The organism is Streptomyces sp. NPDC003697, from assembly GCF_053587115.1.
This window is the reverse complement of record NZ_JBSFNN010000153.1, coordinates 1-5,362: the sequence shown is the minus strand read 5'-3', so window position 1 is coordinate 5,362 and position 5,362 is coordinate 1. Positions and strand designations below refer to the sequence as shown.

The 5,362-nt window shown below is 70.0% G+C and carries 4 protein-coding genes and 1 pseudogene; all 5 read right to left on the bottom strand.

Annotated features, from left to right (window positions below; translation table 11 throughout):
• Positions 1-134: pseudogene (locus ACWDNY_RS31120) on the bottom strand (ATP-binding protein); the annotation flags it as partial.
• Positions 115-681, bottom strand: coding sequence for a DUF742 domain-containing protein (locus ACWDNY_RS31115; protein ID WP_451649158.1), 567 nt, complete (start codon positions 679-681; stop codon positions 115-117). The pseudogene ACWDNY_RS31120 and the gene ACWDNY_RS31115, both read right to left, overlap by 20 nt.
• A 95-nt stretch (positions 682-776) precedes the next feature.
• Positions 777-1,190, bottom strand: a complete 414-nt coding sequence (locus ACWDNY_RS31110; RefSeq protein WP_055421938.1) for a roadblock/LC7 domain-containing protein — start codon at positions 1,188-1,190, stop codon at positions 777-779.
• Positions 1,191-1,200: 10 nt separating this feature from the next.
• Entirely contained in the window at positions 1,201-4,458 is a 3,258-nt protein-coding gene (locus ACWDNY_RS31105) for a nitrate- and nitrite sensing domain-containing protein (protein ID WP_451649157.1), read from the bottom strand.
• A 403-nt stretch (positions 4,459-4,861) separates the two neighbouring features.
• Positions 4,862-5,362 (bottom strand): GTP-binding protein (locus ACWDNY_RS31100; RefSeq protein ID WP_451649156.1); only part of this gene is annotated, 501 nt, incomplete at its 5' end.

Here is a 5,362-nt window from a genome sequence, read left to right as displayed (position 1 = left end):
TCCGTGCGCAGCGGGTTGATCTCCGAGACGGCGCCGACGAACGTGGTCTTGCCCACGCCGAAGCCGCCCGCCACCACGATCTTCGCGGAGGTGGTGGAGCGGGAAGGACCGCCGCTAGAGCTTGCGAAGTCCACTGAGCACCCTTTCGAGCAGTGTCACGTCTGGCTGGCCACCGGCGTTCTCGTCGCCGCCGGGCTGATGGATGGCGACCAGGCCCGCCTCCGCCAAGTCGGCGACGAGGATCCTGGCTACGCCGAGAGGGATCGTCAGCAGGGCCGAGACCTCGGCCACCGACTTGATCTCGCGGCACAGATTGCAGATCCGCTGATGTTCGGGCAGCTGGCCCTGCATCTGGTGCGGCTGCGCGGTGGTGTGCACCAGTGCCTCGATGGCGAGCTGGTACCGCGGCCTGGTGCGGCCGCCCGTCATGGCGTACGGACGCACCAGGGGATTGTTCGACGCCCCCGCGGGCGTCGCCTCGGGGGAGCGTCGCCGCGGCTGCACCGGCTGGATACGCGGCGCCGCCGGCTGGTCGTACGGCGAGGCGCCGGGGCCCTGCGGCGCGTACGGCTGCCGGTGGCCGGGGGCGGAGGGGTAGCCGTACCGGTTCGGGTCGCCCTGGCCCTGGGCAGGGCCGTACGACCAGTTGTCCGATGACGAACCGCCTGGGGGTGTTGCCACTTTCTCCTCCTCCGACTGTGCCGGGCACCCATCCCTGTGAGGCCGCGTCCCGAAAACCTTACGGTGCCGGGACGCAACAACGCACTGTCCGCTTGCTAGTTGAGCAGGCTGCCCTGGAGCTCCGCGCGCAGGTCCGGGGTCAGGACCGTGCCGGCGCGGTCCACCAGCAGGGCCATCTCGTAACCAATGAGGCCGATGTCCGCCTCGGGGTGCGCCAGAACCGCGAGCGACGAACCGTCGGAGATGGACATGATGAAGAGGAATCCCCTCTCCATCTCCACAACCGTCTGGTTCACGCTGCCGCCCTCGAAGATGCGCGAGGCACCGGCGGTCAGTGAGGTCAGACCGGAGGCGACGGCCGCGAGCTGGTCGGCGCGGTCGCGGGGAAAGCCTTCGGACATCGCCAGAAGGAGTCCGTCGGCGGAGACCACCACGGTGTGGGACACCCCGGGGGTGTTCTCCACGAAGTTGGTGATCAACCAGTTCAGGTTCTGCGCCGCCTGGCTCATCGGGCTCACACTAACGCTCCTGGTTGTAGGTGCTGTCAGGACCGAAGCCCTGGCCGTTCTTGTCACTTCCTGCGCTGCGTCCCCGCTGGACACCCCGGCGCAGGTTGCTCAACCTGCCCCTGACGTCCTCGGGGGCGCGGGAGACCTGTGGGCCGCCCTGCGGGGTCGATTCCGCGGCGCCCTCGACCAGGTTGGCCTTGGGCACCCGCCTCGGCAGGCCGGAGGAGGTCACTCCGCCCGCCTTGGGCTTGCGGAGCTGCGAGGCCTGCTGCCAGCGCTCGTCGTTCGCCGAACGCCAGTCGCCGTCACCGTGGTTCTTCGCGGCGGGGGCCGGCGTTTCCTGGCTCACGTGCCGTGCGCCGTTCGAACCGCTCGGGAAGCCTCCGCGGCGGGGCAGCCCGGCGTCGGTCAGCTCGTGGGCGGCGGAGGGGGCCGGTCCCGGACGGTCGAAGCCTACGCGGTCCGCCTCGTTCACGTCAGCGGCCTGCGAGGATTCCGCTTCCGGAGCGTACTGGTCCGGATAGCTGTTCCGGTAGCCGTCCTGCTGCCGCCAGTCGTCCTGGTAGGACGGCTCCTGGTAGGCGGCGTACGTCTCCGACGCGGCGGCCTGGGACGGCGCGTGCTCCTCCTGCGCGGGTTCCGCGTACGCGGAGCCCGGGTAACCGCCGTTGGACGGGTAGCCGTCCGTCTGCGGCATGCCGCCGTCCGGCGCGTAGTACTGCCCGTCGTACGACGCACGCCCCGACTGCTCGTAGGCGGTCTCCTGCGCGCCGTCGTAGGAGGACTGCTGCTGCTCCCCGTACGGCGTCCGCCCGTCGTACGCGGACGGCTGGTCCTGGTACGGCATCCGGCCGTCGGTGAAGCCCCGGCCGTCGGCGCTCCCGTCGGACCGGAACGCCGCCTCGGACGCCTCCAACTCGGGCTGCTGGCCGTTCGACTGGGCCTCCAGCGCGGCCCTGCGTTCCTCGCGCATCAGGGAACGGCCGACGGGGTCCAGCTCCCGGATGTCGTCCGGGACCTCCGTGTAGCGGCTGTCGTCGAAGCCCAGCTCCGCGGCCGTGCGCATCGGCTGCAGCTGGTTGCTGAAGTCCTCGCCCCGGAAGTTCTGCTCGGGGATGATCTGCGAGACGGTGAACTCGTCGCGGTCCAGGGACTGCTCGCCGCCACCGCCGTGCGTGATCGCGTCCGGCAGCATGACCAGCGAGGTCGTGCCGGCCTGCTCGCCGGAGGGGCGCAGCTGGACCCGGATGCCGTGCCGGTCGGCGAGGCGGCCGACCACGAACAGGCCCATGCGCTGCGAGATCGCCGCGTCCACGGTCGGCGGGTTGGCCAGCTTGTGGTTGATGTCCGCGAAGTCCTCGGCGGTCAGGCCGATGCCCTTGTCGTGGATCTCGACCATGATCCGGCCGTCGGGCAGACGGGTCGCGGTGACCCGGACCTTGGTCTGCGGCGAGGAGAACGTCGTGGCGTTCTCCAGCAGCTCGGCCAGCAGGTGCACGAGGTCGGTCACCGCACGGCCGTGGATCTCGGCCTCGGGGACGCCGGACAGCTCGATGCGCTCGTACTGCTCCACCTCGGAGGACGCGGCGCGCAGGACGTCGACCAGCGGGACCGGCTGGTCCCAGCGGCGGCCGGGCTCCTCGCCGGCGAGGACGAGGAGGTTCTCGCCGTTGCGGCGCATACGGGTCGCCAGGTGGTCCAGCCGGAAGAGGTTCTCCAGCTGGTCCGGGTCGGCCTCGTTGTTCTCCAGGTCGGTGATGAGGGTCAGCTGGCCCTCGATCAGCGACTGGTTGCGGCGGGAGAGGTTGGTGAAGATCGCGTTGATGTTGCCCCGCAGCAGGGCCTGCTCGGAGGCGAGGCGGACCGCTTCGCGGTGGACCTGGTCGAAGGCCCGGGCGACCTCGCCGATCTCGTCGGTGGAGGTGATCGGGATCGGTGCGACCCGGGTGTCCACCCGGCCCGGGTCGGTGCGGGAGAGCTGGTCGACCAGCATCGGCAGGCGCTGCTCGGCGATGCCGAAGGCGGCGTTGCGCAGCTGGCGCATGGAGCGGCTCATCTGGCGGGCCACCATGCCGGCCAGGATGAACGCGGCGAGCAGGGCGACGACGACGATCGCACCGGTGATGAACGTCGACTGCTGGGCGTCGTCGGCGATGGCGGAGGCCTCGCTCACCGCCTTGTCGGCCATGTCCGACTCGATCTTGCGGTACGCGTCGAACTTGAGGGTGTTGACCGCCCACCAGTTCTCCACGGTGATGCCCTTCTCGGCGAGCGCGGCGCGCTCGGAGGGGCCGGTGGTCTTCAGGCTGGCGATGGCGGCGACCATCTTGGTCGGGTCGGACGGCGGGGCGACGTAGTCCGGGTTCTGGCTCTTGGCGTCCCGGACCATCCTCGCGCCGTCGGCCTGGACCTTCTTCTGCGCGTCGGCCAGCTTGTCCACGTCCGCCTGGGTGCCACCGCCGAGGTACTCCTCCATGGCGATGCCCTCGAGGTAGGCGTAGGAGGAGAAGGCGATGCGCTGGCTCGCCAGGTTCGGCGCGTCCGGACCCGGCTTGACCAGGAGGTGCATGCCGATCGAGCGCTCCAGCGACAGGGCCGCCTTGGTGAGCGAGATGGCGTAGACCGTCCGGCCGTAGGAGGTGATGTTTCCGGTGCCCAGGCCGAGCTCGTTGGCGAACTCCATCAGCGGGTGGGCGATCCTGACGTAGCCCTCCTCGGTCTGCACGCCGGTGAGCCTGGAGGTGAAGGCGGCCTGACGCAGCGTGGTCAGCCCGGGCTCCACCTCGTGGAACTGCTTCAGCCGGCGCTGCACGCCGGAGGACCACTCGGCGCTCCCCGCGGCCCGGTCGAACGTGTCCGCGGCCTCGTCGGTGGCCCGGCGGGCCTGGACGACGGCCGTGGTCTTGTCGCCCTTGCCCTGCAGGAGCGGCGCGGCGCTGACGTCGCGCTCGATGTAGAGGGCGTTGGCGTAGCTCAGCGAGGCCTGCACCAGACGTGCGGTGCTCTGGGCGGCCTTGGCGTTCTGCCAGGTGTCGATCGAGCTCTTGACCTGGAAGCCGCCCATGACGAGGCCGACCAGCACGGGGATGAGCAGGATCGCGTTCAGCCGGGTGGGCACCCGCCAGTTGCGCGGGGAGAAACGGCCCCCGCCGGCGGCGGGAGCGGCCGCGGGCTCCGAACCGGGCACGTGTGCGGGCGCCGCTCCGCGCGGCGGCGGGGTGAAGTTGCCCCGGGCCGACGGCTCGGGACCGTTCTTGCTTCGCCTCACTCGACCAACAACCTCTCGGCGGTCGGCACCTACCGTGTGCCGCTGTGTCTCAGAGCCCGGTACGTCGTCGACCGATGCGTTCGACTTTGACTATTGGGCAGTTCAGGCATTCCAGCACGTCGGCTTGCTCTCTTCCAAACACCGGAAACCGCTGGTTCCGAGCGATGTAAGCGCCCGATAAAACGGTCATAAAGAGCGAGGCGCGCCAAAAGGCGGGGTGATCGTGCGCGCAGCGGTACCGGGTGTGCGCGACGCGTGGCCGCGCTGCCGGATTCCTCTGCCGAAACGTTATGAACACCGGGGCCGACCGTGTCCAAGGACACAGCCGGCTCCGGTGCGCTGAAACGCCAACTGCCGTATGACTCCACAGAATTGGGTGTCACCTGCAACGGCCTGGGGCGTACTACCTCAGCCGGGCCATCAGCGCGTGCTCGACGAGCGTGATCAGCGCCGACTTGGCGTCCGCGCGGTGGCGGGCGTCGGTGGTGATGATCGGGGCGTCGGGGCCGATCTGCAGGGCCTCGCGCACCTCTTCGGGCGTGTAGGGCTGGTGCCCGTCGAAGCCGTTGAGGGCGATGACGAAGGGCAGGCCGCTGTTCTCGAAGTAGTCGACCGCCGGGAAGCAGTCGGCCAGCCGGCGGGTGTCCACGAGCACCACCGCGCCGATGGCGCCCCGCACCAGGTCGTCCCACATGAACCAGAAGCGGTCCTGGCCCGGGGTGCCGAACAGGTACAGGATCAGGTCCTGGTCGAGCGTGATGCGGCCGAAGTCCATGGCCACCGTGGTGGTGGTCTTGTCCCCCGTGTGCGTGAGGTCGTCGATGCCCGCCGAAGCAGACGTCATGACGGCCTCCGTGCGCAGCGGGTTGATCTCCGAGACGGCGCCGACGAACGTGGTCTTGCC